Source organism: Maribacter thermophilus (assembly GCF_001020565.1).
Classification (GTDB): Bacteria; Bacteroidota; Bacteroidia; order Flavobacteriales; family Flavobacteriaceae; genus Maribacter; species Maribacter thermophilus.
The window spans coordinates 614,625-640,167 of record NZ_LDAS01000001.1 but is presented as its reverse complement, the minus strand read 5'-3'; the positions used below and the strand labels follow the sequence as shown (position 1 = coordinate 640,167).

The 25,543-nt window shown below is 38.4% G+C and carries 23 protein-coding genes; 13 read left to right on the top strand and 10 right to left on the bottom strand.

The genetic code is table 11. The features are described 5' to 3' along the window. Positions 1–32: 32 nt before the first annotated feature. The gene (locus AB657_RS02670) at positions 33–383 is read left to right on the top strand and encodes a GIY-YIG nuclease family protein (RefSeq protein WP_047245081.1); all 351 of its coding nucleotides are present in this window, start codon (positions 33–35) and stop codon (positions 381–383) included. Between the two features lie 57 nt (positions 384–440). Here AB657_RS02670 and carB read toward each other — a convergent pair whose 3' ends face one another. Then, positions 441–3,293 (bottom strand): carbamoyl-phosphate synthase large subunit, encoded by a 2,853-nt coding sequence (gene carB, locus AB657_RS02665; protein ID WP_047245080.1) that lies wholly within the window; start codon positions 3,291–3,293, stop codon positions 441–443. A 101-nt stretch (positions 3,294–3,394) separates the two neighbouring features. Next, positions 3,395–3,556: a 50S ribosomal protein L34 gene (gene rpmH / locus AB657_RS17790; RefSeq protein WP_084696363.1), complete on the bottom strand. Its 162-nt coding sequence runs from the start codon at positions 3,554–3,556 to the stop codon at positions 3,395–3,397. A 256-nt stretch (positions 3,557–3,812) separates the two neighbouring features. Between rpmH and AB657_RS02660 the strand changes: the two genes are divergently transcribed. Beyond that, positions 3,813–4,328, top strand: coding sequence for a hypothetical protein (locus AB657_RS02660; RefSeq protein WP_047247758.1), 516 nt, complete (start codon positions 3,813–3,815; stop codon positions 4,326–4,328). 98 nt (positions 4,329–4,426) lie between these two features. Here the strand turns inward: AB657_RS02660 and AB657_RS02655 are convergent, their stop codons facing one another. Together AB657_RS02655 and AB657_RS02650 are read right to left on the bottom strand one after the other, a co-directional pair. Next, entirely contained in the window at positions 4,427–5,383 is a 957-nt protein-coding gene (locus AB657_RS02655; RefSeq protein ID WP_047245079.1) for a lytic transglycosylase domain-containing protein, read from the bottom strand. 48 nt (positions 5,384–5,431) lie between these two features. Next, on the bottom strand, positions 5,432–6,094 hold the full coding sequence (locus tag AB657_RS02650) for an alpha/beta fold hydrolase (RefSeq protein WP_047245078.1): 663 nt from the start codon (positions 6,092–6,094) through the stop codon (positions 5,432–5,434). Between the two features lie 163 nt (positions 6,095–6,257). Between AB657_RS02650 and AB657_RS02645 the strand changes: the two genes are divergently transcribed. Further along, the gene (locus AB657_RS02645) at positions 6,258–6,551 is read left to right on the top strand and encodes a GNAT family N-acetyltransferase (RefSeq protein WP_047245077.1); all 294 of its coding nucleotides are present in this window, start codon (positions 6,258–6,260) and stop codon (positions 6,549–6,551) included. A gap of 34 nt (positions 6,552–6,585) precedes the next feature. On the opposite strand, the gene mtaB is transcribed toward AB657_RS02645, so the two are convergent. From mtaB to AB657_RS02630, 3 genes are all read right to left on the bottom strand, one after another. Next, the gene (gene mtaB / locus AB657_RS02640) at positions 6,586–7,914 is read right to left on the bottom strand and encodes a tRNA (N(6)-L-threonylcarbamoyladenosine(37)-C(2))-methylthiotransferase MtaB (RefSeq protein ID WP_047245076.1); all 1,329 of its coding nucleotides are present in this window, start codon (positions 7,912–7,914) and stop codon (positions 6,586–6,588) included. A 29-nt stretch (positions 7,915–7,943) separates the two neighbouring features. After that, a complete protein-coding gene (locus AB657_RS02635; RefSeq protein WP_047245075.1) occupies positions 7,944–9,119 on the bottom strand; it encodes a GlmU family protein in 1,176 nt (391 codons plus the stop codon). Between the two features lie 144 nt (positions 9,120–9,263). Continuing rightward, positions 9,264–9,536, bottom strand: a complete 273-nt coding sequence (locus tag AB657_RS02630; protein ID WP_047247757.1) for a type B 50S ribosomal protein L31 — start codon at positions 9,534–9,536, stop codon at positions 9,264–9,266. 180 nt (positions 9,537–9,716) lie between these two features. Here AB657_RS02630 and AB657_RS02625 point away from each other — a divergent pair, with 180 nt between their 5' ends. The 7 genes from AB657_RS02625 to AB657_RS02595 all read left to right on the top strand — a co-directional run bounded on the left by AB657_RS02625 (position 9,717) and on the right by AB657_RS02595 (position 16,568). Continuing rightward, complete coding sequence (locus tag AB657_RS02625) at positions 9,717–10,241, top strand: DUF4199 domain-containing protein (protein ID WP_047245074.1); 525 nt, start codon at positions 9,717–9,719, stop codon at positions 10,239–10,241. 34 nt (positions 10,242–10,275) lie between these two features. After that, positions 10,276–11,226, top strand: a complete 951-nt coding sequence (locus AB657_RS02620; protein WP_047245073.1) for a glycosyltransferase family 2 protein — start codon at positions 10,276–10,278, stop codon at positions 11,224–11,226. Between the two features lie 55 nt (positions 11,227–11,281). Then, positions 11,282–12,994 (top strand): phospho-sugar mutase, encoded by a 1,713-nt coding sequence (locus AB657_RS02615; RefSeq protein WP_047245072.1) that lies wholly within the window; start codon positions 11,282–11,284, stop codon positions 12,992–12,994. Continuing rightward, positions 12,994–14,817 (top strand): ABC transporter ATP-binding protein, encoded by a 1,824-nt coding sequence (locus AB657_RS02610; protein WP_047245071.1) that lies wholly within the window; start codon positions 12,994–12,996, stop codon positions 14,815–14,817. Before AB657_RS02615 ends, AB657_RS02610 begins: the two co-directional genes overlap by 1 nt. 229 nt (positions 14,818–15,046) lie before the next feature. Beyond that, a complete protein-coding gene (locus AB657_RS02605; protein ID WP_047245070.1) occupies positions 15,047–15,589 on the top strand; it encodes an RNA polymerase sigma factor in 543 nt (180 codons plus the stop codon). 33 nt (positions 15,590–15,622) lie between these two features. Next, positions 15,623–16,141, top strand: a complete 519-nt coding sequence (locus tag AB657_RS02600; protein ID WP_047245069.1) for a hypothetical protein — start codon at positions 15,623–15,625, stop codon at positions 16,139–16,141. Further along, on the top strand, positions 16,134–16,568 hold the full coding sequence (locus AB657_RS02595; RefSeq protein WP_047245068.1) for a hypothetical protein: 435 nt from the start codon (positions 16,134–16,136) through the stop codon (positions 16,566–16,568). Before AB657_RS02600 ends, AB657_RS02595 begins: the two co-directional genes overlap by 8 nt. A gap of 95 nt (positions 16,569–16,663) precedes the next feature. Here the strand turns inward: AB657_RS02595 and AB657_RS02590 are convergent, their stop codons facing one another. Next, on the bottom strand, positions 16,664–17,695 hold the full coding sequence (locus AB657_RS02590; protein ID WP_047245067.1) for a WD40/YVTN/BNR-like repeat-containing protein: 1,032 nt from the start codon (positions 17,693–17,695) through the stop codon (positions 16,664–16,666). Positions 17,696–17,766: 71 nt separating this feature from the next. Between AB657_RS02590 and AB657_RS02585 the strand changes: the two genes are divergently transcribed. Further along, positions 17,767–18,981: an RsmB/NOP family class I SAM-dependent RNA methyltransferase gene (locus AB657_RS02585; RefSeq protein ID WP_047245066.1), complete on the top strand. Its 1,215-nt coding sequence runs from the start codon at positions 17,767–17,769 to the stop codon at positions 18,979–18,981. 5 nt (positions 18,982–18,986) lie between these two features. Here the strand turns inward: AB657_RS02585 and AB657_RS02580 are convergent, their stop codons facing one another. Together AB657_RS02580 and AB657_RS02575 are read right to left on the bottom strand one after the other, a co-directional pair. Then, complete coding sequence (locus tag AB657_RS02580) at positions 18,987–19,373, bottom strand: winged helix-turn-helix transcriptional regulator (RefSeq protein WP_047245065.1); 387 nt, start codon at positions 19,371–19,373, stop codon at positions 18,987–18,989. Between the two features lie 110 nt (positions 19,374–19,483). Continuing rightward, the gene (locus AB657_RS02575; protein ID WP_047245064.1) at positions 19,484–21,076 is read right to left on the bottom strand and encodes an amidohydrolase; all 1,593 of its coding nucleotides are present in this window, start codon (positions 21,074–21,076) and stop codon (positions 19,484–19,486) included. A gap of 186 nt (positions 21,077–21,262) precedes the next feature. On the opposite strand from AB657_RS02575, the gene AB657_RS02570 reads away from it, so the two are divergent. Both AB657_RS02570 and purL read left to right on the top strand, forming a co-directional pair. Next, entirely contained in the window at positions 21,263–21,631 is a 369-nt protein-coding gene (locus AB657_RS02570) for a hypothetical protein (protein ID WP_047245063.1), read from the top strand. A gap of 115 nt (positions 21,632–21,746) precedes the next feature. Next, positions 21,747–25,436: a phosphoribosylformylglycinamidine synthase gene (purL, locus tag AB657_RS02565; RefSeq protein WP_047245062.1), complete on the top strand. Its 3,690-nt coding sequence runs from the start codon at positions 21,747–21,749 to the stop codon at positions 25,434–25,436. The last annotated feature ends 107 nt before the right edge of the window (positions 25,437–25,543 follow it).

The window sequence follows — 25,543 nt, the reverse complement described above, 5'->3', positions numbered from 1 at the left end:
AGAAGTATGCTTCGGTTTATAATCACTTAGAGATGCCCAAGGTAGAATATAGAGTTTATGTTGTGGAGCTTTCAAAAAAGGTCTTTACGGAAAATAGAAAATTCAGGGAAGCAAATCCGCAGTTTAACGGGGTGCTGGAATGCCTTTATGTAGGCATGACCAGTAAATCGCCTAAAGAACGTTTTGAACAGCACAAAAATGGAGCCTTAAGTAAAAAGGGGTACAACCTATCATCTTCTATCGTAAAAAAATATGGCCTATATCTTCGAGGAAGCCTTTACAACCATATTCCCCCATTTTCTACGAGGGCAGAGGCGTTAAAAATGGAAAAAATTCTCGCCCTCGAACTTAGAAGAAAGCGTTATGCCGTTTGGTTCAACTGATAAGATAAGAAAGCACCTCGAAAAAGGTGCTTTTTTATTTTATTAAGAGAAGTTCTTCTACTTGCTCAAGTACATTTTTCTTCTAGCATAAAGATTGTAGAAGTCATCATCCTTTAAGCTATCTATAAACAAAATACTTTCTCCCGTACTTTTCATTTCAGGACCCAAGTTCTTGTTTACATTAGGGAATTTATTAAATGAAAAAACAGGTTGTTTGATCGCAAAACCTTCTAACTGCGGGTTAAAATCAAAATCCTTTATTTTCTTCTCTCCCAACATTACTTTAGTTGCATAGTTTACATAAGGTTCTTTATAAGCTTTGGCTATAAACGGAACCGTACGCGATGCCCTCGGGTTGGCTTCGATTATATAGACCGTATCATCTTTTACCGCAAACTGTATATTAATTAAACCTACCGTATTCAACGCCAAGGCAATTTTCTTGGTATGGTCTTTTATCTGTTGCATCACAAACTCACCCAAATTAAAGGGTGGTAAAGTCGCATTGGAGTCACCAGAATGTATTCCACAGGGTTCTATGTGCTCCATAATTCCAATTATATATACATCCTCTCCATCACATATAGCATCTGCCTCCGCTTCTATGGCTCCATCAAGGTAATGATCCAACAACAACTTATTATTTGGAATCTTACGTAACAGATCTACTACATGCTCTTCCAATTCCTCTTTGTTGATGACAATTTTCATTCCTTGTCCACCAAGTACATAAGAAGGTCTTACCAGTAACGGAAAATCCAGTTCATCGGCAAGTGTTAAAGCCTCATCGGCCGTTTCTGCAACACCGAACTTTGGAAATGGAATATTGTTCTCCTGTAAAAGTTCTGAAAAACTACCCCTATCTTCCGCAAGGTCTAGAGACTCGAAACTTGTTCCTAATATCTTTATACCATACTTCGAAAGCTTTTCCGCTAGCTTCAAAGCTGTTTGCCCTCCCAGTTGCACAATAACACCTTCGGGTTTCTCATGCCTTATGATATCATAGATATGTTCCCAGAAAACAGGTTCAAAATACAATTTGTCGGCGGTATCAAAATCGGTAGAGACGGTTTCGGGATTACAATTGATCATAATGGTCTCATAACCACATTCCGCTGCGGCCAACACTCCGTGAACACAACAATAATCGAACTCTATACCTTGCCCGATACGATTTGGCCCCGAACCTAACACAACGATTTTTTTACGGTCGGTAACTATACTGTCGTTTTCTACATACCTAGTACCATCCGGCTTTTCTATTTCTGCCTCAAAAGTAGAATAGTAATAAGGAGTCATAGCCTTAAACTCCGCGGCACATGTATCTACTAATTTATATACCCTATTTATATTAAGCTCCGTACGTTTGTTATATACCTCACTCTCATAACAATCTAGCATATGAGCTATCTGCCTATCCGCAAAACCTTTTTGTTTTGCCTCTAACAATAGGTCTTTTGACAGGGATGCTATGGTATATTTAGATATTTCCTTTTCCAATTGATACAGTTCTTCATATTGTTTCAAGAACCACATATCAATTTTTGTAATCTCATGAATTCTACTTAACGGAATCCCCATTTGAATGGCATCATAGATTACAAACACCCTATCCCAACTTGGCACGGTAAGTTTACCTATAATCTGATCATAGTTTTTATAGCCCTTGCCATCGGCCCCAAGGCCATTTCTTTTGATCTCTAAAGATTGTGTCGCCTTATGTAGCGCTTCTTGGAAAGAGCGCCCTATACCCATTACCTCTCCAACAGATTTCATCTGAAGGCCCAAGGTACGGTCCGATCCTTCGAATTTATCAAAGTTCCATCTTGGTATTTTTACGATTACATAGTCCAAAGTAGGTTCGAACAACGCTGAAGTGGACTTTGTAATTTGATTATCAAGTTCATCCAACGAGTAACCAATAGCCAATTTGGTGGCGATCTTTGCGATAGGATATCCGGTAGCTTTAGATGCCAAGGCAGATGACCTTGATACACGTGGATTTATCTCAATGGCGATTATTTCTTCTTTTTCATCCGGACTTACGGCAAACTGCACATTACATCCGCCTTCGAAATCGCCAATACTACGCATCATTTTAATGGCCATATCCCTCATTTTCTGAAAAGTACGATCAGACAAGGTCATCGCCGGGGCCACCGTAATCGAATCTCCCGTGTGGATTCCCATAGGGTCCATATTTTCTATGGTACATATAATAACGACATTGTCGTTTTTATCTCGAAGCAGCTCAAGCTCGTACTCTTTCCAGCCCATTAAGGCTTTGTCTATCATTACTTCATGAATAGGAGAAATCTCTAAACCATGACTTAACAATTCGTCAAAATCCTCTGGTTTATACACTATAGAAGCACCGGCACCACCCAAGGTGTAAGAAGCTCTAATAACTAACGGAAAACCAAATTCTTGGGCTATTTCCTTTCCTTGCAAAAATGAAGTGGCAGTTGCTTGGGGCGCCATACCTACGCCTATTTTCAGCATTAATTCGCGAAACTGCTCTCTATCTTCCGTAATGTTAATGGCATCGATGTCCACACCGATAAGCTCTACCCCAAAATCTTCCCAAATACCTTTTTTATCGGCTTCTATACATAAATTAAGGGCCGTCTGCCCTCCCATGGTGGGTAGTACCGCATCAATTTGAGGATGTGCCTTTAAGATTTCTACAATAGATTTTGTCGTCAATGGTTTTAAATAAACATGATCCGCCATTGAAGGATCGGTCATAATGGTGGCAGGATTACTATTGATCAGAATAGTTTCGATACCATCTTCCCGCAATGAGCGTAAAGATTGACTTCCGGCATAATCAAATTCACATGCTTGGCCTATTACGATAGGACCAGAACCGATCAATAAAATAGAGTTTAAATCTTTTCTTTTAGGCATTCCAATAGTGTTTCGTGTTTTCTATAAATTCAAAATTAGGTCAAAAAAAAGGTGCTAAACTTAAATAAGCAGCACCTTTTTTTAAAAGTTATCTACAGTCATTACTTTTTATGACGTGGCTCTGAGGATACGGTTAACTTCTTTCTTCCCTTTGCTCTTCTTCTAGCAAGAACTTTTCTTCCATTTACGGAAGCCATACGCTCACGAAAACCGTGTTTGTTTTTTCTCTTTCTCTTAGATGGTTGAAATGTTCTTTTACTCATCGCCTATATTTTTTTAATCTGTATGTCTATTTTTGAACTACCTTACGTGGACAGGTAAAACTGGGCGCAAATATACAAAGAGTTTTTTCTTTGGCAAGTAGATATGAAAAAAATATTTTAATAAATCCATTCGCTCCGAAACCTAGCTTTTCCCTAATTTTGCCGAACCTGTTTTCTATAGGCCTTTTTATTTTTAAAGGAATAATATAACAAGTAAGTGTTTAATGAAAATAGGTTTAACAAAATAAATTTAAAAATGTTCAACAAAAACATAAAATTAGTCATAGCCGCATTGATCATAGGTTATGCGGTATATCAATTTGTAGAAGGCAACATAGGTAATGGTATATTTTTAATTTTAATATCGCTGATATTCATATTTCTTTATTACAGAAACGAAATCATATTACTTGCATTCTTGAGAATGCGAAAACAAGACTTGGAAGGAACCAAAAAATGGTTGTCAAAAATTAAGAACCCTGAAAGCGCCCTAATTCAAAAACAACAAGGGTATTATAACTACCTACACGGTATTATATTTTCACAGACCAACCTAACACAAGCAGAAAAATACTTTAAAAAGGCATTGAAACTTGGTTTAACCATGGATTATGACATTGCCATGGCAAAATTGAGCTTGGCCGGTATTGCCATGCAAAAAAGAAGAAAAAGAGAGGCTACTACCCTACTTAACGAAGCAAAAAAATTGGATAAGAACAACATGTTGACCGATCAGATCAAAATGATGCAACAACAAATGAAAAAGATTTAATACAGTTACGTCTTTTTAAACAATCATATAAAAGAAGCCCCAACCGTAAAAACAGTTGGGGCTTCTTTTTTCTAGGTACAATAACCAATAAAGTTTTATTACTTCGACTCTTTGTAATAGCCTTTGTTCGGAATTTCTATCACGTATTTTTTTCTAGAGCTATTATTTAAATGAGGCTGGCGCAACCACGGGTTATGGCGCTTAAGTATCTTATAGGTAATTTCATACTCTCTGGCAAAATCCGCAAAACTGGCTATAGGTTCATCTACCTCTACCGTAAAAGTGGGAACAGCAGTATACAAATCTTCCTTTTCCACATGAAATCCGTATTTTTCGGGATTGGACAAAATCTCTTTGATCGCCATGATCCTAAATACATATCTTCCTGTTTCATCGCCTAAAAGCAAATCCCAATAATTATCCACTTTTTGGATGCCCATAAATTTATTGATGGCTCCCGGGCCTGCATTGTATGCCGCAGCTGTCAATGCCCAACTACCATAACGGTTTTTCCATTTGTTTAGATATTTACAGGCAACTTCGGTAGATTTTTCTAGGTGGTACCTTTCATCTACGTTAGAATTGATCTCTAAACCGTATTCCCTACCCGTTTCTTTCATTATCTGCCAGAAACCGGTGGCACCGGCGGGTGACACAACATTGGTCAATCCACTTTCTGCAACGGCCAAATATTTAAAATCGTCCGGAATTCCGTTTTTAGCCAAAATAGGCTCTATCACAGGAAAATATTTATGTGCACGTTTCATCAAAAGCAATGCATTGGACTGCCAATAGGTATTTACCAAAAACTCCCTATCCACACGTTCCATTATTTCCGGGTCTTCTTGCGGAACCAACTCTCCTGCAAAATTTAAATCTTCAGGAATATCTATGGCCGAAATACGATAGCCCGAAGCTACATTTTTTTGAATCGTATCAATTACAACATCTTTCTTCTCGGTAATTTCCAGCTCACCTGACTTAGTGGCAAATACCAAAGTACCTACAACGAACAAAACCCCCAAAAACATTAGAACATTCTTTAAAATCTTCATACACTTAAAATTAGTTTAATACACCATAAAGGTATCAATAGAACTGTCTTAATCCAAAATAATTGTGGGCAGGTGCTCATTAAACCATTTAGCCCTATGTATTATCATCGTATGGGTGCCATTTGGCACCTTTATGCAATCTTTTATGTTGGCAATGGGAAACACGGCATCTTTATCTCCTTGAATATGAACAACATTATCGGCATATTCGGTCTGGTCCCAATTTACCAACCGGTCTATACACCAATCTATATATTTTTTATCGCGTATGGATAAATACTTCTCATAAAGGTCCAATCTTTTGGTTACAGATTCTCCAAAGGCATATTTTGCCAATAGCTCCACATTGGTAATCAACCCTGTAGGCAACAACTTATGTACCTTGGTATACCTTGCAAACAACATTCGTTTAGGAAGTTCTTTTTTTAGTTTCACGCTCGATACCACAATCACTTTTTTTACCGGTACCAACTTGGCCATTTCCTGTACTAGCACACCCCCAAAAGACACTCCTAGAAGTACCGGGTCTGGGTGTTCTATTTTTTTTGTCATTTCTTTGGCATAATCGATCAGACTCTGGCCATTTTCCGGAATAAACCAATCCAACAAATGAATCCGGAACTTTTCTTCGGGAAGTTTTATGTATTCGAAAATTTTACGGCTAGCGGCCATTCCTGGCATAAAATATACATGAACAATAGTACCTGACATATAAAGCAATTACTACAAAAATAGGAAATTAGGTATTTTTTTTTTAGTTTTGAACATTACTTGTTAATAAATTGTTTTTTCTGATATAGAAGCAATATTGAACGAATTACGATTGGAGAACATCGTAATTTTTTTGTCTAAACACAATACTAAAATCAACTATATGAACGATGTTATTATTAAAGACAACGCCTTCTTGCGTCAATTCGAAACTATTGTCGATGGCCAACTTGCCAAAATAGAGTATTCGTCCCAAGAAAGAAAGGTCTTTTTAACCAAACTTGTTGTTCCTGAAGGAATTACGACCGAAGGTTTTAAAGAAAATTTTATCAAAGCTGTTCTTCACCATATTCAAGAAAAAAGCCTAAGAGTAGTACCTACAAGCCCTCAAATAGCAGGTTTTTTAAGAAAGAATAGACAATACAAGGAAATGTTGCCAGTAGGCATCAGAATCTAACAAAAAAAAGCCTCTCTAGCGAGAGGCTTTTTTTTTATGCCATTATTTTTTCGTCCACAAAATCTATGGCCACCAAACCGTCTTCAGCAATATCCTTTAATCTAACTTGATGTATGGTATTCACCAAAGCGGGATTCCAAGGGGTTTTTACCTTTACATAATTTTGTGTAAATCCGTGTATATACCCTTCTTTGTTCTCGCCTTCGAACAACACCTCGAACTCCGCCCCCAATTGGCTTTCGTAAAATGCCCTTCTTTTCTTTACCGATAGGGCTCGCAGCATCTTACTACGTTTGTTTCTTACATCTTTAGGCACTACACCTTCCATGGAAGCAGCTTCTGTATTGTCCCTTTCAGAATACGTAAATACATGCAGGTACGAAATATCCAAATTGTTCAGAAAATGATAAGTCTCCAAAAAACGTTCTTCGGTTTCACCAGGAAAACCAACAATTACATCTACCCCAATACAGCAATTCGGAATCACCTTCTTGATTCTTTCAATTCTATCTGTATATAATTGGGTAAGATATCTTCTCTTCATCAATTTCAAGAGCGCATCATTGCCACTTTGCAACGGTATATGAAAATGTGGTACAAATGTCTTGCTCTGCGCCACAAAATCTATGGTTTCATTTTTTAGCAAATTAGGCTCTATGGACGATATCCTAAGACGATGAATACCATCTACATCATCTAAGGCCTTTACCAAATCCAAAAAGGTATGTTCGTGCTTTTTGTTGCCAAATTCCCCTTTGCCATAATCTCCTATATTGACCCCCGTCAATACTATTTCCTTTATATTTTGATCGGCTATCTCTTTAGCCTTTAAAAGTACGTTCTCTAAAGAATCGCTTCTAGATATCCCCCTGGCCAACGGAATGGTACAATAAGTACATTTATAATCACAACCATCTTGCACTTTTAGAAAAGCCCGGGTTCTATCTCCAATGGCATAACTACTCACATAAAAGTCGGCTTCCTGTATTTCACAAGAATGTACCTCGCCAAAATCGTTCTTTGAGAGATCGTTGATATAATCGGTAATCTTAAACTTTTCGGTAGCCCCCAATACCAGATCCACACCATCTACGGCCACCAGTTCTTCCGGTTTCAATTGGGCATAACATCCTACTGCAGCAATAAAAGCTTTTGGATTCCCCTTTTGGGCCTGTTTAACAATAGTCTTGAATTTTTTATCTGCATTCTCCGTCACAGAACAGGTATTGATTACATACATATCCGCTTTCTCAGAAAAATCCACACGTTGAAAACCTTCGTCAACAAAACTTCTGGCTATGGTGGAAGTTTCCGAAAAGTTCAGCTTACAGCCCAAAGTATAAAATGCAACTTTCTTTTTCATAACAACTATACGCCCTTTCAGATTAAAAGTTAGTAATTACGCCACTTTTTAGTGATTTCAAACACATGATTGAGAATGTCGGCATCCATCTCACTGAATTCAACCCCTCTTCTTGCCATCATCACCTTGGCTGCCTCAAATGCCTTTTGCGGCATATAGGTAGAAAAGCCAGAGGCCCCTCCCCAACTGAAACTCGGTACAAAATTTCGAGGAAAACCGGGAACATAAATGTTTGAATTAACCCCTATGACCGTTCCGGTATTAAACATGGTATTGATAGCCGTTTTACTGTGATCCCCCATCATAAGACCACAAAACTGCAATCCGGTTTGTTCAAATTTTTCGGTCGCATAATTCCAAAGGCGAACCTTGGCGTAATTGTTCTTTAGGTTTGAGTTATTGGAATCTGCCCCAATATTGCACCATTCCCCCAAAACGGCATTTCCCAAATACCCCTCATGTCCCTTACTGGAATAACCAAAAATAACGGAATTACTTACCTCACCACATACTTTTGAGTAAGGGCCTATGGTCGTTGCCCCGTACAACTTACCCCCCATTTTAACTATGGCATTATCACAAAGGGCCAACCCTCCCCTAATAAGGCTTCCTTCCCATATCTCTGCGTTTTTTCCAATATAGATAGGCCCATCGGTCGCGTTTAAAATACTATACTCCACTTTTGCACCTTCTTCCAAAAATATTCTTTCGGGACGAATAAGGCTATTTGTCTTGGAAATGGGTTGACTCTTTCTTCCTTTCGTTAAAAAATCAAAATCATCTTCCAGTGCTTTTCCATTTTTCGAGAAAATATCCCAAGTATATCTTATCTGAAAAAATTCGTCGTTATAATCAATGGTTTCAAACTTTTCCCAAATGTTGTCGGTATTGGCTGTATCACTTTTATAAGCAATCACAATATCGCCCTGCTTTAATACTTGTAATGTTTTCAGGTTCTCTATTGCCCTTAATAATTTGGCATCCGGTACAATAGATCCGTCTATAAAAATATTTTCGGTAGTTAAAACCAATGGAAACTTATGACTTAAATACTCTTCTGTCAGGTATGATACCGTGTGGTCTAAATATGCTTCCCACTTTTCTTTTATGGTCAATATCCCAATTCTTACCTCTGCTACCGGACGGGTAAATGTAAACGGAAGTAGGTTTTCCCGAACAGGACCATCAAAAAGAACGTAATTCATCTATTCGATTTTTTTTCAAAATTAATCAATACTGTGGTACTTGTTGTAAAAACCGGCCTAAACACTTAAAATCTAGTTCTTTTTCAAAAAAGAAACGCCCCCGAAAGTTCGGAGGCGTTTTATATCGTTATTGCAAACAAAATGTTATTCCTCTTCCTTTTTAGCTGGCTTAGAGAATTTCTTGTATTTGTTCTTGAACTTATCGATACGTCCTGCCGTATCCAAGAATTTAGCCTTACCAGTATAAAATGGATGTGAAGTTCTTGAAATCTCCAATTTAACCAATGGATATTCAACACCGTCCACTTCTAATGTCTCTTTTGTCTCAGCCGTAGATTTTGTAATAAAAACCTCTTCATTCGACATGTCCTTGAAGGCTACTAATCTATAATTTTCTGGGTGTATTCCTTTTTTCATTTTTAAAAACTTTATCGCACCCATTCCAACGGGCACTCATTTTAAGGCTGCAAATTTAGTCATTTTATACAAACCCGCAATTTATTACCTCTAAAAAAACAAAATATATGTAAATTTATATGTAACAAATAAAACTGTTGATATACTTATTAAGTGTTCAACATATAAAAACTATAAGAAATGGAAGAGAACCAACCCAAAACAGGAAAATACGCTTTAAACTATGGTCTAATTCTTGGGGCCGTCTCCGTGATATTCGCTTTTATGCTTTATACGGCAGATATGCATTACCAAGGGGGTATAGCAGTAATGCTTATTAGCTTGGTGATCACCCTTGCCGCTGTGGTCATTGCCATGTTACAGTTCAGAAAGGCCAACAACGGTTATATGACATTTGCCCAAGGACTTAAAATCGGTGTTGGGGTAAGCCTTGTGGGGGGTATTATAGGAATTATCTTTAATCAGTTAATGGCAAATGTAATTGACCCCGAAATGATGAACAAGGCCATGGAATTTCAGAGAAACCAATTAATGGAGACCACCTCTTTAACCCCCGAGCAAATTGATGCGCAAATGGAAATGGGAAAAAAGTTCTCTACTCCTACGATGCAAATAGTTTTCGGGCTCATATTTAGTCTGTTCATAGGTTTTGTTTTTTCATTAATTCCGGCATTAGCTCTAAAAAGACAAGAAAATCTGAACTAATTTGTACTTTTGAGGGGAATTCCTGAAGCAAAAAATGCAGCTATCTATTGTAATTCCTTTATTAAACGAAGAAGAATCGCTCATAGAGCTACATGATTGGATTGTATCCGTGATGCAATCCAATCATTATTCATACGAGATTTTATTCGTGGATGACGGCAGTACGGACAATTCATGGTCCGTAATTTCAGAACTGTCCAAAAAAAACACCAATGTCAAAGGCATTCGTTTCCATAAAAACTTTGGAAAATCGCAAGCCCTACATGCCGGTTTTAAAGCTACCAAAGGTGATGTTATCATTACCATGGATGCCGACCTGCAAGACAATCCAGAAGAAATACCGGAGCTGTATAGCCTTATAACGGCCGATGGTTATGATTTGATCTCTGGATGGAAAAAGAAAAGATTCGATTCGGTATTGTTCAAAAACCTGCCTTCCAAACTGTTCAATTGGGCGGCAAAAAAAACGTCCGGTGTAAAACTCCATGATTTTAATTGTGGTCTAAAGGCCTATAATAATTCTGTTGTTAAAAATATCGAGGTCTCAGGGGAAATGCACAGATATATTCCTGTATTGGCCAAAAATGCCGGTTTTACCAAAATAGGCGAAAAGGTAGTACAACACCAAGCCCGTAAATATGGCAAGACCAAATTTGGCATGGAACGTTTTATCAATGGTTTTTTAGACTTGATTACTATTTGGTTCGTATCCAGATTCGGAAAACGCCCCATGCATTTGTTCGGTGCTTTAGGGGTTTTAATGTTTACGATCGGTTTCGGCTTTGCTATTTATTTGGGAATAGATAAACTTTTCTTAAACCCTTTTGGTAGATTAATAACCGACAGACCCCAATTTTTTATTTCATTGGCCGCGATGATCATAGGTACACAGTTGTTCTTGGCAGGTTTTATAGGAGAAATTCTGATTCGTTCAAGAAGAAACGAACCTCGTTACCGCATTGCAGAGGAAATAAACGTGAATTAGGTGCAAACCCAATATTCTTTGTAAATTTAAATTTTAAACTAAAATCACACATTACATGGATAACATCCTAGATACCGCCAAAAGTTGGCTCTCCGATTTTTTTGATGCTGATGTAAAAAAAGAAGTTCAATATCTAATAGATAATGATACGGAAGAGCTTAAGGACAGGTTTTATAAAAATATGGAATTTGGTACCGGAGGCATGCGCGGTGTAATGGGTGTAGGTACTAACAGGATAAACAAATATACCCTTGGAAAAAGCACGCAAGGACTCAGTAATTACCTTAAAAAGGTTTATTCGGAAGAAAAAGAAATCAAAGTTGTCATAGCATTCGACTGTCGCCATAACAGCGATACCCTTGCCAGAACAGTGGCCGAAGTATTTTCTGCCAATGGCATCAAGGTTTTCTTATTTTCAGAATTGAGGACCACACCAGAATTATCTTTTGCGGTAAGGCATTTAGGTTGCCATGCCGGTATTGTGCTTACCGCATCGCACAACCCACCGGAATATAATGGGTATAAAGTATATTGGACCGATGGAGGCCAAATAGTTCCACCACAAGACGGCGAGATTATTGCAGAAATAAATGCCTTAAACTATGAGGACATAAAATTTGACTCCAACGACACTTTAATTCAAGTTATAGACAAAGAGGTGGATGAGGCCTTTATAGAGGCTTCCGTTGCCAATGGCAATTTTAACGCCAAAGGCAAAGACGACTTCAAAATTGTTTTCACCTCACTGCACGGCACCTCTATCACAGCTATCCCAGAGGTATTAAAACGTGCTGGTTACAAAAACGTTACCATTATAGAAGAACAGGCCAAACCAGATGGGGCGTTCCCCACTGTAAAATCGCCCAACCCAGAAGAACCCGAAGCCCTCTCCATGGCCATAAAAAAAGCAGAGGAAATAGGTGCAGATATGGTTGTTGGCACTGATCCAGACAGTGACCGTTTAGGTATTGCCGTTCGCAATCTGGACGGAAAAATGGAAATAGTTAACGGAAACCAGGCCATGGTTCTAATGACCAAGTTCTTACTGGAAAAAAGAAAAGAAAAAGGGTTTAAAGGCAATGAGTTCATTGCAACGACCATAGTATCTACCCCTATGATGGAGGCTATGGCCAAAGCATACGGAGTAGAGTTCAAGACCTCACTTACAGGATTTAAATGGATAGGTAAAATGATCAAAGACTTTCCGCAGTCGGATTTTATTGGAGGCGGGGAAGAAAGCTTTGGTTACATGGTGGGCGACTTTGTTCGCGACAAAGATGCGGTTACCTCTACCCTACTGGCCTGTGAGATTGCATCCCAAGCCAAGGCAAACGGAAGTTCTTTCTATAAAGAACTTGTAGCTTGTTATGTGGATTATGGTTGTTATAAAGAACATTTGATATCCATAACAAAAAAAGGAATCAGTGGAGCAGAAGAGATAAAACAAATGCTCAAAGATTTTAAAGAAAATCCTGTAGATACCGTAGCCGGTTCTAAAGTAAAGTGGATTGAGGACTATAACACTTCTATCGCCAAAAATGTATTGACCGGCGACGAGAAAAATATAGATATACCAAAATCCAATGTACTGATATACGAAACCGAAGATGGTACAAGAATAGCCGCCAGACCTAGTGGAACAGAACCTAAGGTAAAGTTTTATATCAGCACCAATACCACTTTGGACAGTGTTGAAAACTACAAAAACGTATCCGCCCAACTGGACAAAAAAATAAAAAGCATCCTTAGCGAGCTTAATCTAGGTTAATGGAGTATTTTAAAAAAATTCTACGGTTTGCAAAACCGTATAGTAAGTATGGCTATTTAAATATATTCTTTAATATCCTGTATGCATTGTTCAGCGCATTGTCATTTGCCGCTCTGATCCCTATGCTGGACGTTCTTTTCGATAAATCTAAAAAAGTTTTCAAAGAACCCGAATATACAGGTATCGGTCATATAAAAGATTACCTACAAGAATATATCAACTACAGGGTTACGGCCTATTCGGGTGATGATGACATGAAAGGCCTAATGCTGGTCATAGGCTTAATTCTAGTCCTTTTTCTACTTAAGAATTTCTTTAATTATATGGCCATGTACTTTATTACCTTTTTAAGAAATGGCGTACTAAAAGATATTAGAAACAATCTCTACAAGAAAGTGATAGACTTGCCTATCTCTTACTACTCGGAAAAAAGAAAAGGCGATATTATCGCCCGTATTACTTCAGATGTTTTAGAAATTCAACATTCTTTTCTTTCCGTTTTAGAACTGATCGTAAGAGAGCCCTTGACCATCTTGTTTACTATCTTAATCATGTTCGGTATAAGTGTAAAACTTACTTTGTTCGTTTTCATTTTTATTCCTATTGCAGGAATGATCATTAGCAGAATCGGAAAATCGTTGAAAAAGAAGTCAGACGATGTACAACGTGAACAGGGTGAATTTTTATCCATTATAGAAGAAACCCTTGGAGGGCTCAGGGTCATAAAGGCGTTTAATTCGGAATCGCGGTTTTTAAAAACATTTACCAACTCTACAAAGCGCTTTTTCAATTTCAGCAATACATTGCTCAACCGACAGAACCTGGCTTCGCCTACCGGAGAATTTCTAGGAATTTTAGTAATTGGTACATTGCTTTGGTTCGGTGGCAAAATGGTATTGGTAGACAAAACATTGGACGCTTCTTCCTTCATCGCTTATATAGGACTGGCATACAATATATTAACTCCTGCAAAATCTATCAGCAAAGCATCTTATGGGGTTAAAAAGGGAAATGCGGCCGCAGAGCGTGTACTGGAAGTCTTAGAAACAGAAAATCCTATCTCTGAAATTGCGGACCCTGTTGAGAAAGGTAGTTTTGATTCGGATATCACCTTAAAGAATATTTCTTTTAAATACGAAGACGAATACGTTCTAAAGAACTTCAATCTTCAAGTACAAAAAGGAAGTACCGTAGCCCTTGTTGGGCAATCTGGTAGTGGTAAAAGTACCATTGCCAACTTGGTCACCCGATTTTATGATGTTAACGAGGGAGAAATTTCCATTGATGGTATCGATATACGGAACATGACCAAAAAATCGCTTCGGGGCTTAATGGGGCTGGTTACCCAAGATTCTATTCTCTTTAACGACACGGTTAAGAACAATATCGGATTAGGAAAAGAAGACGCCACCGAAGAAGAAATCATAGAAGCGGCCAAGATTGCAAATGCCCATGATTTTATTATGGATCTTCCCGATGGCTATAACACCAATATCGGGGATAGTGGAAACAAACTTAGCGGTGGTCAAAAACAACGACTGTCCATTGCAAGGGCCGTTCTAAAGAACCCTCCCATTATGATATTGGACGAGGCAACGTCTGCTCTGGACACCGAAAGCGAAAGACTGGTGCAAGACGCATTGGAAAAAATGATGAAAAACAGAACATCCATTGTTATTGCCCACCGCCTTTCTACGATACAAAATGCTGACAATATTATTGTACTTAGCAAAGGGGAGATCGTTGAGCAAGGCACCCACACAACTCTTTTGGAAAAAAAAGGAACCTACAAGAAACTGGTAGATATGCAATCTTTAGTTTAATGCGCCTATGCTACCCCTATTTCTTACTATAATTATTTTGCAAAGTGGTTGTTTGGCCTATTTTTATTGCAACATTCTGGCTTAAAATGTGTTAAACTATATAAAACCGTTTTGTCGGAGCATATAGAAGAAATTAGCAATAGGTTGCTAAAAAAGGTTTTTGTTGATTTTAAGAACTAACATTAAACCTTTTCCAATTATAAATGTCTAATAAACAAAACATATTCCGTTGATTGCAGAGGAAACTTTAGTAAAGGAATTAAAGTCAAAAGATACACAGGCACATGCTTTTGAAGTGCTTGTGAGCACTTATAAAGAACGTTTGTATTGGCATATACGTAGAATTGTACTAAATCACGATGATGCCGACGATGTTTTACAGAATACTTTTATAAAAGTATTTAGGAATATCGAAGGTTTTAAAGGAGATAGCAAATTATTTTCCTGGATGTATAGGATCGCTACCAATGAAGCCTTGAGTTTTTTAAAGCAAAAAACAAAAAAACTTGGTATCAGCGACGTTGACTATCAAGAAAAAATGGTAGAAAACCTCCAGGCAGATGTATATTTTGAAGGAGACGACATTCAGTTAAAGCTTCAGAAGGCCATTGCAACATTGCCTGAAAAACAAAAATTGGTCTTTAACATGAAATACTTCGAAGATTTAAAATATGAGGAAATATCCGAAATATTAAACATCTCCGTCGGAGGGTTAAAAGCCTCTTATCATTTAGCCGTAAAAAAATTAGAAAATTATTTAACTCAAGATTAAACCATTTAAATAATTGGTAGTCATAACAATAAGATGAAAAGAAAGAATTTAGACAAAAACCCATTTAGCACTCCAAAAGGTTATTTTGATAACTTAGAGGATAATTTAATGGACAAACTTTCCAAGGAAACTTCCCGTATTCCAGAAAATACAGGTTTTACCGTTCCCCCTTCTTATTTTGACAATTTCCAGTCCAAACTAAATGCCAAAATCAAGAAAGAAACTGAACCTAAGGTAATTCAATTAAAAAGTTACAAAAAGTTCATAGGCATAGCCGCTTCTATTGCCGCTCTTGTTCTAATGGCAATAGGCATTGATTGGAACCCTAAAGATGGTATAGAGTTTACCGATTTGGCCAACTCGGATATAGAGAACTATTTTGAAAACCACGACCTAAACCTATCCGTTGATGAAATTGCAGAAGTAATCCCTGTAGACGGTATGGAGATATATGATTTTATGGATACTCCAATGAACGAAGAAAACATATTGGATTATCTTAATGAAAATGTTGAAGACCTAGAAGAATTAAATATTGAAAACAATGAATAAGCTACTATTATTTGCATTGCTGTTGTTTACGGTTACCTCTAATGCCCAAGATAAATCAAGAGAAAAAATAAAAACCCTAAAGGTTGCCTTTATAACAGAACGCCTAGAGCTAACCCCAAAAGAGGCACAAGAATTTTGGCCGGTATATAACAAATATGAAGAAAAAAGGGAGGCTTTACACCGTAAAAGACGTACTGAACTCAGGAATAAATTTAAGGATACCGGTTCTTTATCTGAAAAAGAGGCCCAAAACCTATTGGACGAATACATTAAAATAGAAGAGGAAGAAGAAGAACTGGACAAGGTTTACCTTAAAGAGGTAAGCAAAGTTATCTCCGCTAAAAAAACATTGAGCTTAATGCAGTCAGAAGAAGATTTTAAGCGTCAACTGATAAAACAGTACCGCAAAAACAGAGGCGGACGATAATTTTATAGACATGCAATTATTAAAAGGAGCCTTAGAGCTCCTTTTCTTTTTAATTGAACACACTCTATTAACATGGTATAAAAACCATACTCTACTTACTTAAAAACAAGCTTTGATATTCTGTTCTTACCAGCTGCATACGCAACTTTGTCATTTAAAAATCGAATGGTATAAAAGCTGTCGTCACTAAGCTGGATCCAGCTCTTTCCCCCATCGTTAGAATAGGAAATTCCGGTAAAACCAACAGCTACCAAACCTTTTCCTGCAAAACCGGGAACATATTGCACGCAACTCTTATAGACAGGGGGAGCACCATCGGCCACCAGTTCCCAGGTAAGTCCACCGTCTTTAGTAAACATTTTGTTCCTCTTGTTTTCATTTGGTTTTGTATAATCACCTCCGATTGCAAAACCTGTTTTTGCATCATAAAAATCAATAGAATAAATACCCCGTGTTGGCCCGCTATTTTGCATTGGCGTTTCAACAACCTTCCAATGTACGCCCTTATCCCCCGAAAAATAAATACGGCCGGCCGTGGTCGCCAACCAAGTACTATCCCCTATAATTTCAATATTCGTGTTACTTGCGGCAAAGGCCCCCTCTTCTCCAACAGATGGGGGTAACATATCGCAAGATAATTTTACCCAAGATTTTCCTCCATCCCTAGTAATAATTACACTTAAACAACCATCTACGGTATCTCCGACCGCAATACCCTCATGATCGTTCCAAAATTTCATGGCGTCATAAAAGACGGCCTCCCCTGCTTCTTTATATACCAAATTCATACGTCCTTTATTACCCGTCTTATAAAGCAACGCAGGACTTGCTACCGACAACATAAAAAAATCGGAAGATGTATGGGCCACGGACCTAAACTCAGGGATTACAGAGTCATATTTCATTACATTGGTACGTACTTTTCCACTTAAAACATCTACGGTACCGTAGATTCCGTTACTTCCGGCAAAAGCCAATGTATTATCGTCTAAAAATTCTATGGCCCTGATACTTACAGAATCTATATAAACATCTTCAACGCTAATTTCTGAAAAAACAAAAGTTTCCTTAGAATTGTTACAAGAGAACAAACAGGCTACAAACAAAAGAAGTATAAATGGTCGCATATGTACAAAGTTTCTCAAAAATAAATGGAATCAACTCTAAAACAATACCTTTGCACCCTTAATTTTTTATAATGAAATTGCACAGGAACTTGGTATTCGCCGTCATAGATGCGTTAAACTTAATTTTTAACGAAGGCGAATATGCTGATAAAGTAGTACAAAAGGTATTAAAATTTGATAAAAGGTGGGGAGCACGTGATCGCGGTTTCATCGCGGAGACCACATATGAAATGGTCCGTTACAAAAGACTTTACAGTGAAATAGCGGATGTAAAAGCACCTTTTAGCCGGCCTGATCTTTTTCGTATGTGGGCGGTATGGGCAGTTTTAAAGGGAATTAATTTACCCGATTGGAAACAAATAGAGCCTACCCCAGAAAGGCGTATCAAGGGAAAATTCGATGAACTATCAAAAATCAGAAAATATAGGGAAGCTGTCCCCGATTGGATAGATGAGCTATGCGAAAAAGCCTTGGGAGAAAAGCTTTGGACCGCAGAAATAGCAAAATTGAACGAGCCCGCAGAAGTAATTCTACGAACCAACACCTTAAAAACTACCAAAGAAAACCTGAGAAAGGCCTTATTGGACGAAGGTATTGTTACAGAACCCATAAAAGGGTACCCAAATGCCCTTAGGTTACCGGAAAGAGCCAATGTTTTTGTAACACAATGTTTTAAAAATGGCTTTTTTGAAGTACAGGATGCTTCCTCTCAACTGGTCGCCGCATTTTTAGACGTAAAACCGGGCCAACGTGTCGTAGATACTTGTGCTGGTGCAGGAGGTAAATCTTTACACCTTGCCGCTTTAATGGAAAACAAGGGACAGTTGATCGCCATGGATATCTACGGTAGCAAACTTAAGGAGTTAAAGCGACGCGCCAGACGTAACGGAGCCCACAATATAGAACCAAGAGAGATTACCTCTACCAAAGTCATTAAAAAACTATATGGTAGTGCCGACAGGGTCTTAATAGATGCCCCATGTACGGGTCTTGGCGTTATTCGGAGAAATCCGGATACCAAATGGAAATTACAACCAGAGTTTTTGGACAAGATCACAAAAACGCAACAAGAGATTCTTCGTAGCTATAGCAAAATAACAAAACCTGGAGGAAAGGTTGTTTACGCCACCTGTTCTATATTGCCACAAGAAAACAATGATCAAGTAAAATCATTTTTGACCTCTGAGGAAGGCAGTGACTTTTCTTTAATAAAAGAAAAAAAGATCTATGCCTCTAAAAGCGGTTATGATGGGTTTTATATGGCACTATTAGAGAAAAAGGCCTAAGTTGCTCAGTCAAATAACGGCAATTGCTGATTTTCATCTTTTTTAATCGTTTTAACGCCTGGCATATGTTTTAACCCCCATTTGTTCATTGACTGTATTACAGGCAAAAGCGACTTTCCTTTAGTGGTCAGGGAATACTCTACACGGGGTGGTATTTCTGGAAAAATCTTTCTTTCTAAAATACCTGATTTCTCCATTTCTTTCAATTGTTTGCTCAGCATTTGTTTATTAATGCCGTCTATATTCCTCATTAGCACCGTAAAACGATTTATTCCTTTTGAAATACGGAAAATTATGATGGGTTTCCATTTGCCCCCGATCGCTTCCATACAGAATGCAACGGGACATGAATCAGAAATAGGTTTGCTCTTAGAGGATGTTTCCTTTTTCATTCTAATTAAATGTTGTCAGAAAACAAAAATAATGAACACAGTCTATATTTCATATAAACACCATCTATAAACTTGAGTCTAAAAACAAGACCATTAAAAAGACTTGAAATCTACTTTTGCAATGTAGGGTAATCGACCCCCAATTGCTCTAGATAGTTTTCATATTTTGTTTCATCATAGTAAAACTTCTCTAACCTATCTCTAAACTGTGACTGCTTATCAGCATTTAAATATATGGGAGGCATATCGTTCTCCGAAATCATAGGTTTATAAGATGTCTCCTTTTGCTGTACATTTTTAAAGTAGTCCCAGGCCCCCTCCAACAATTCGGGTTTTAAAAGAAAATCGACAATGGTCATTGCTTCGGCCTTAGCTCCGGCTACCACTCCTTTATGGGCTATAGGTGTAGCCATGGCAATGGCATTGCTCCAATGATGTCCTGGTAGGCCGGGGATATTGGACGGAAAACGAAGAGTTACCGTAGGCACTTTCCAAGAAACATCACCAATATCATCGGACCCCCCGCTCACAGGCTCTTCTACGGGCAAACCTAAAGGCGAAAGTTCGGTAGCCAGCCCTTCAATTTTTTCCGAACTTACCTCTGTCTGTACAGCTTTTGCAAGCGCTTGATCCGCTTCGGACCACTGGGGCAACCCTACATTTTTCATATTTTCGTACATGGTCTCTGCAATCACCTTATTATAATGCCTTGGCCATGCGGTCCCTAATATTTTCGAGGTCATTTTTGTTCCCGTCATCAAAGCCGCACCTTTTGCCATGTCATTGGCCATCTCATACATTTCCATGATTCCCTCGTACTTAATATCCCTAAAATAAAACCAGATGGCAGCTTTAGAAGGTACCACATTGGGCTGGTCACCAGCATCTGTAAAAATAGAATGGGAACGCTTTAAGGGGTGTAGATGTTCACGTTTATAGTTCCATGCAACATTCATGAGCTCCGCCGCATCCAAAGCACTTCTTCCCCTCCACGGAGCACCGGCAGAATGAGCCGATTCCCCCTCAAAGGCATATTCTACGGATATTAGTCCCGTACCCCTTGTAGGACCATAAGATACCCCTAAGTTATTTCCAACATGGGTAAATATACACATATCAATATCATCAAATAGTCCATCGCGAACATACCATGCCTTTGCGGCTACCAATTCTTCCGCAATGCCAGGCCAGAGTATAAGTGTTCCACCAATATTCTCCCTTTCCATAATTTTCTTTACCGCAAGTGCCGCGGAAATGTTCAAAGGATTACCGGCATTATGTCCCTCTCCATGTCCAGGAGCTCCCTCAACAATTGGTTTGTGATACGCTACCCCAGGATATTGTGATGCCTTGGGTATACAGTCAACATCACTTCCCAAAGCGATTACAGGGCCTTCCCCATTACTCCATTTTGCAAACCATGCTGTAGGGATCCCAGAGATTGAATGTGTTATTTCAAATCCGTTTGCCTCTAAGATACCTGTAAGGTATTTTGAAGATTCAACCTCTTGAAAACCTAATTCCGCAAAGCTGAACACTTTGTCTACCATTACTTGGACCTGCTTTTTATTATCCTCTACGACAGTAGCTACTTCAGATTTTAATTTGGCAATTTGTTTTTTGGAATATTTTTTTTGTGCGGTTGCAGTATATAGGACAATACAACAAAATGATAACGTAACGAATATGCTCTTTTTAGTCATTTTTTTTGGTCGGTTATTGAATTAGCCCTTAAAAGATACTGAAATAAACACTTACATATATGGCATTTAAAAATTATTGCCAAAATCCACTTCAGACAGAATTTTTTTTATGTTTTCCAAAATTTATTTATGTCATTTTTACATTCCCTTATCTTTGATAGAAACATTCATAAAATACCTCCATATATGAAAAAAGTATTTTTTTTGCTCATATTACCTCTATTGTTTTCTTGTGATCTTATAAAAGAAAACGGCATCAATTATAAAATTGTAAATAATTCAAATAGTACCATAAACGATATTGTTATCTCTACTTCTGAAAAGGTGGACAGTTCCGTTATCAAAAGTATTGCTCCTAATAAAAGCGCCAAGGGATTTTTAAAAATGAAAAATACTCGTACCGACGGTAGCTATACCCTAACATTTAACCATGCCGATGGTTCTAAAGAATATGCACTGGGAGGGTATTATACCAACGGAATAGCTTTAAATAGCTGGATACGCTTTGAGATACAGACCGACACCGTATTGATAAAGGCCGGTAATCTGCCCTAACCTCCTTCTTTAAATATCAACAATTACCGTTGAAAACTGTTGGTGAACATCTGTTTAAATCTAGCATAAAATCGTAATTTTGCATTTTCCATTTTTGATAAAGAACCAAGCTGATATGATTCACTTCTTCGGAGATTTGGCAACTAAGATTTTTGCCGTCCAAACCACTAAAGATATTACTTCCCACAACGAACAAAAACTTGTCTGGTTGTTTGGGAATCAACCAAAAATAAACGTGGCGTCTCTTGACGCCTTTTTTGTTGGCCCAAGAGCAGCCATGATTACGCCATGGAGCACCAATGCCGTAGAAATTACCCAAAACATGGGTATAGACGGCATTATTAGAATCGAAGAATTTAATGTGGTTACGGAGAGCTTCAATGATTTTGACCCCATGCTTTTTCAGAAATTCAACGGTTTGGGGCAAGATATATTTACCGTAGACGTACAGCCAGAGCCCGTTTTGGAAATAGATGATATAGCTGCCTACAATATTCAAGAAGGCCTGGCCTTAAGTGATGAGGAAGTAGATTACCTTAAAAGGTTATCTAATAAAATGGGAAGAAAACTTACCGATTCGGAAGTTTTTGGTTTTAGTCAGGTAAACTCCGAACACTGCAGACATAAAATATTCAATGGTACTTTTATTGTCGACGGCAAAGAGATGCCTTCCAGTCTTTTTAAACTGATCAAGAAAACATCTGAGGAAAACAAAAATGATATTGTATCTGCATATAAAGACAATGTTGCCTTTTTAAAAGGCCCCAAAGTCGTTCAATTTGCCCCAAAATCGGCGGACAAACCCGATTTTTATGAAGAAAAGGAATTTGAATCCGTAATCTCCCTGAAAGCTGAAACACATAACTTTCCAACTACCGTGGAACCTTTTAATGGAGCAGCCACAGGTTCTGGAGGCGAAATCAGAGATAGATTGGCGGGCGGAAAAGGCTCTTTACCCTTAGCGGGAACAGCTGTTTACATGACAGCCCTGTCAAGATTGGAAAAAGAAAGACCATGGGAACAAGGTATGGAAGAAAGAAAATGGCTGTACCAAACCCCTATGGATATTCTTATAAAAGCATCCAATGGAGCTTCCGATTTTGGAAACAAATTTGGCCAACCCTTAATTTCGGGTTCCGTGCTAACATTCGAACACGATGAAAACACTTCTGTTAGTGGCGCCAAACCAAGAAAATTGGGGTACGACAAAGTAATTATGCAGGCTGGTGGCATCGGTTATGGAAAAATAGACCAAGCTATTAAAGAAACTCCGGAAAAAGGAGATAAAATAGTAATACTTGGCGGTGACAACTACAGGATAGGAATGGGCGGAGCTGCAGTTTCCAGTGCCGATACGGGAGAGTTTAGTTCTGCCATAGAGTTAAACGCAATACAGCGATCAAACCCCGAAATGCAGAAAAGAGCCGCCAATGCCATAAGAGGAATGGTAGAGGGAGACAAAAATTCTATTGTTTCCATCCATGACCATGGAGCTGGAGGCCATCTAAACTGTTTATCTGAACTGGTAGAAGAAACAGGCGGTAAAATAGATTTGGATAAATTACCAGTGGGCGACCCCACCCTATCGGCAAAAGAAATCATAGGAAACGAATCGCAAGAACGTATGGGCTTGGTTATTGGCGATGAAGGTGCTGATCTTTTAAAACGAATTGCAGACCGAGAACGATCTCCAATGTACGAGGTAGGAGACGTAACCGGAGACGACCGTTTTACCTTCGAATCAAAAACTACCGGAGAAAAACCGATGGATGTTAAGTTAAGTGACATTTTTGGCAGTTCACCAAAAACCATCATGCAAGACAATTCGGTATCCAGAACGTATGCAAACCCCGAATACTCTTTGGAGTTTTTCCACGATTATTTAGAACAGGTACTACAATTGGAAGCGGTAGCTTGTAAAGATTGGCTTACCAACAAGGTAGACCGTTGCGTCGGAGGCCGTGTGGCCAAACAACAGTGTGCAGGCCCATTGCAGCTACCTTTGAACAACTTAGGTGTAATGGCGCTGGATTTTAAAGGTAAGGAAGGCATAGCCACAAGTATAGGCCACTCCCCTATTTCCGGATTAATAGACCCTTCGGCGGGTAGCAAGAACAGTATTGCGGAAGCCCTTACGAATATTATTTGGGCCCCTTTAAAAGATGGTCTAAAATCGGTATCCCTTTCCGCAAACTGGATGTGGCCATGTAAAAATGAAGGTGAAGATGCCAGATTATACGAAGCGGTAAAGGCTGTTTCCGAATTTTCGATTGCCCTAGGTATTAACGTACCTACAGGAAAGGATTCCCTTTCCATGAAACAGAAATATAAAAATGAGGAGGTAATTGCCCCAGGAACCGTAGTTATTTCAGCTGCAGGAAACTGCAATGATATCAACAACGTAATAGAACCCGTTTTGCAAAAAGACGGAGGACCTATTTATTACATAAACCTATCAAAAGATACATTTAAACTAGGTGGTTCTTCTTTTTCTCAAGTAAGAAATGCTATCGGAAACGAAGCGCCCACCATTAAAGATGACGCATATTTTAAAAAGGCTTTCGATGCGATGCAAACTTCAATCAAAAAAGGACAAGTCTCTGCCGGTCATGATGTTGCATCTGGCGGATTGATCACCACCTTATTGGAGCTATGTTTCGCCGATAAAAATCTGGGGGCTACTTTAGATCTATCGGGATTAAAAGAAAACGACACCATAAAATTGTTGTTTTCAGAAAATGCAGGTATCGTAGTACAGGCAAAAGATAATAGCTTCGAAAAAGAGATGGCTACTGCCGGAATAGAGGCCGTTAAAATTGGAAATGTTGTCCCTGAGGGCACTTTGACCGTTAAAAACGGAGGGATGGAAATGGGACTCAATATTGCCTCTTTACGAGATACATGGTACAAAACCTCTTTCTTGTTAGATAATAAACAGACCGCTAACGGTTTGGCAAAGGATAGATACGATAACTATAAAAACCAATCCTTAACCTATATTTTTCCGACTACAAACAAACTAAACCTACCAAACCGTTCTCAAGAAGAAACAGCAAAAAGACCAAAAGCAGCAATTTTAAGGGAAAAAGGAAGCAATTCTGAAAGAGAAATGGCAAATGCCATGTACTTGGCCGGTTTTGATGTTAAGGACGTACATATGACCGACCTTATCTCTGGACGTGAAACATTGGAAGATATTCAATTTTTAGGTGCCGTAGGTGGTTTCTCCAATTCAGACGTTTTGGGAAGCGCCAAAGGTTGGGCAGGAGCCATAAAGTATAACGAAAAAGCTAATAAGGTCATAAAGGATTTCTTTGCAAGGCCCGATACCCTTTCCGTAGGCATATGTAATGGATGTCAGTTATTTATGGAACTGGATTTAATAAATCCGGAACATGATATGCACGGAAAAATGACGTATAACGATTCTCATAAACACGAGAGTAATTTTACATCCGTAAAAATACAGAAGAATAATTCTATAATGCTCTCATCTTTAGAAGGCGCCACCTTAGGCGTTTGGATCTCTCATGGTGAAGGAAAGTTTAAGTTGCCTAAATCGGAGAACGACTATAACATAGTTGCCAAATATGGATACGAAGGTTATCCCGCAAATCCTAATGGCAGTGATTTTAATACTGCGATGCTGTGCGATAAAACAGGAAGACACTTGGTCACCATGCCCCATATAGAGCGCTCTATCTTCCCATGGAATTGGGCTTATTATCCCTCGGACAGAAATGATGAAGTTTCACCGTGGTTAGAAGCATTTATCAATGCAAAAGAATGGATTTTAAACAGGTAATTTTGCAAAATTACCTGTTTAAAATAGAATTTGTGCGTATCAAAATAAATGTATTTTGAAGTCTAATACGTACCCAAAAATTAACATCTTTGAAATAGAAAAGAACA

Coding starts and splice junctions, on each gene's coding strand:
- AB657_RS02590 (WP_047245067.1), bottom strand. CDS start 17,695: ATGCGACCATTTATACTTCTTTTGTTTGTAGCCTGTTTGTTCTCTTGT.
- AB657_RS02600 (WP_047245069.1), top strand. CDS start 15,623: ATGAAAAGAAAGAATTTAGACAAAAACCCATTTAGCACTCCAAAAGGT.
- mtaB (WP_047245076.1), bottom strand. CDS start 7,914: ATGAAAAAGAAAGTTGCATTTTATACTTTGGGCTGTAAGCTGAACTTT.
- AB657_RS02575 (WP_047245064.1), bottom strand. CDS start 21,076: ATGACTAAAAAGAGCATATTCGTTACGTTATCATTTTGTTGTATTGTC.
- AB657_RS02610 (WP_047245071.1), top strand. CDS start 12,994: ATGGAGTATTTTAAAAAAATTCTACGGTTTGCAAAACCGTATAGTAAG.
- AB657_RS02645 (WP_047245077.1), top strand. CDS start 6,258: ATGAACGATGTTATTATTAAAGACAACGCCTTCTTGCGTCAATTCGAA.
- carB (WP_047245080.1), bottom strand. CDS start 3,293: ATGCCTAAAAGAAAAGATTTAAACTCTATTTTATTGATCGGTTCTGGT.
- AB657_RS02585 (WP_047245066.1), top strand. CDS start 17,767: ATGAAATTGCACAGGAACTTGGTATTCGCCGTCATAGATGCGTTAAAC.
- purL (WP_047245062.1), top strand. CDS start 21,747: ATGATTCACTTCTTCGGAGATTTGGCAACTAAGATTTTTGCCGTCCAA.
- AB657_RS02595 (WP_047245068.1), top strand. CDS start 16,134: ATGAATAAGCTACTATTATTTGCATTGCTGTTGTTTACGGTTACCTCT.
- AB657_RS02635 (WP_047245075.1), bottom strand. CDS start 9,119: ATGAATTACGTTCTTTTTGATGGTCCTGTTCGGGAAAACCTACTTCCG.
- AB657_RS02655 (WP_047245079.1), bottom strand. CDS start 5,383: ATGAAGATTTTAAAGAATGTTCTAATGTTTTTGGGGGTTTTGTTCGTT.
- rpmH (WP_084696363.1), bottom strand. CDS start 3,556: ATGAGTAAAAGAACATTTCAACCATCTAAGAGAAAGAGAAAAAACAAA.
- AB657_RS02570 (WP_047245063.1), top strand. CDS start 21,263: ATGAAAAAAGTATTTTTTTTGCTCATATTACCTCTATTGTTTTCTTGT.
- AB657_RS02580 (WP_047245065.1), bottom strand. CDS start 19,373: ATGAAAAAGGAAACATCCTCTAAGAGCAAACCTATTTCTGATTCATGT.
- AB657_RS02625 (WP_047245074.1), top strand. CDS start 9,717: ATGGAAGAGAACCAACCCAAAACAGGAAAATACGCTTTAAACTATGGT.
- AB657_RS02615 (WP_047245072.1), top strand. CDS start 11,282: ATGGATAACATCCTAGATACCGCCAAAAGTTGGCTCTCCGATTTTTTT.
- AB657_RS02630 (WP_047247757.1), bottom strand. CDS start 9,536: ATGAAAAAAGGAATACACCCAGAAAATTATAGATTAGTAGCCTTCAAG.
- AB657_RS02620 (WP_047245073.1), top strand. CDS start 10,276: ATGCAGCTATCTATTGTAATTCCTTTATTAAACGAAGAAGAATCGCTC.
- AB657_RS02670 (WP_047245081.1), top strand. CDS start 33: ATGCCCAAGGTAGAATATAGAGTTTATGTTGTGGAGCTTTCAAAAAAG.
- AB657_RS02650 (WP_047245078.1), bottom strand. CDS start 6,094: ATGTCAGGTACTATTGTTCATGTATATTTTATGCCAGGAATGGCCGCT.
- AB657_RS02660 (WP_047247758.1), top strand. CDS start 3,813: ATGTTCAACAAAAACATAAAATTAGTCATAGCCGCATTGATCATAGGT.